Source organism: Chryseolinea sp. T2 (assembly GCF_037203685.1).
Lineage (GTDB): Bacteria > Bacteroidota > Bacteroidia > Cytophagales > Cyclobacteriaceae > Chryseolinea.
The window spans coordinates 1-1,486 of the sequence record NZ_JBBCAU010000031.1 but is presented as its reverse complement, the minus strand read 5'-3'; the positions used below and the strand labels follow the sequence as shown (position 1 = coordinate 1,486).

General features: G+C 42.5%; 1 protein-coding gene. It reads left to right on the top strand.

Annotated features, from left to right (window positions below):
• Positions 1-1,104: IS110 family transposase (locus WBG78_RS30700; RefSeq protein ID WP_337330370.1), on the top strand; the 1,104-nt coding region annotated here is incomplete at its 5' end.
• Positions 1,105-1,486: the final 382 nt, after the last annotated feature.

The following is a 1,486-nucleotide window of genomic DNA, read 5'->3' as shown; positions in this document are numbered from 1 at the left end:
CATATCATTTTAAATAAATCTTCCAGGCTTATGAAAACAATACAAGCTAAGGATTTTTCCTTTGCCGGGGAACCTGTCTATATCGGCATTGACGTTCACAAAAAGCAATGGACTGTGAGCATCATGACAACCTTGCGGGACCATAAGACCTTTGTGCAGCCGCCCGAGCCCGAAAAGTTGGTGCGCTATGTCCGGGAAAACTTTCCTGGTGCTCAATATTACAGTGTGTACGAAGCTGGGTTTTGCGGGTTTTGGATTCATGAAGCGCTTTCTAAGGAGGGGTTACACAACATTGTCGTCAATCCCGCAGATGTACCCACCAGCGATAAGGAGAAAAAGCAAAAGTATGACCACGTTGACAGTCGTAAACTGTGCAAAGATCTTCGAAGTGGTGTCTTAAAAGGAATCCACGTTCCTGATCTCCAACAGCAACATGATCGAGAACTGGTTCGGTTGAGAAAGAAATTGGTAACGGATATAACCAGACGAAAAAATCGAATCAAGAGCACCTTGCACTATTATGGTATTAGCATTCCAGCCACTTTCCCAGAAACGCAATGGTCTTTGAAATTCATTCAGTGGCTGAAGGAGATTGAGTTCCCTGTCAGTACTGGCAATGCGGTCCTAAATTTTCTGATCCAGGATCTTGAGTACTTGTTGGCTTCGAAAAGGTCTGTTTCCAGGAGGCTACTCATACTAGCTAATGAAGAGAGATACAAAGATCGCGTTAAGCTTCTGAGGACCATTCCTGGAGTGGGCCTAATTGGCGGTTTAACCTTTCTGACTGAGCTGGGCGACATTACTCGATTTAAGAATGTAGATCATCTTTGTAGCTATGTTGGACTGATCCCTAACATTCATTCCAGTGGGGATACTTCAATTACGGGTCGTTTGACTTCCAGGAAGAATTTATACGTGCAACCCATTCTTCTTCAGTGTGCGTGGAAGGCAGCAAGCATAGACCCTATCTTATTGAAAACGTACCATCAGTTGTGTCAAAGAATGAAAGGCCAACAAGCCATTATAAGGATTGCTAGAAAACTGTTGAATAGAATACGATTTGTATTGATTACTCGACAAGCGTATCAATTAAAAATGATCTGAATACCCTTTCAATTTAGAACTTTGGGAGAACTGTAGACGGATCCCTTGCAGCCTTTTGGTCTGCTCCCCCGGAGACTACAGTCTCCCATCTTTTTCTTTTAATACAGAAATGCGATGCGCACTGCGTATTCGCTGATAGAAGGTTGATTGGAAAGGTTTTAGAATGAGTTTTTTTCAGGAATAAGCTCTTGGAATGATCAAATAAAAAAAGGGTTGAGAAAACCCAACCCTTTTGACCATTCCAGTCGAACAGGTTATTCCTGGCAAGTTGCTCTCCAGCAGAGCCTGCTTCCGCTTTGCCTGTTACTTAAAGTTGCAACCCTTTAAACTGCCAAAAAAGAAAATATACTCTCTAAGGAAGTTGTTTTTTAACATAGAAGGG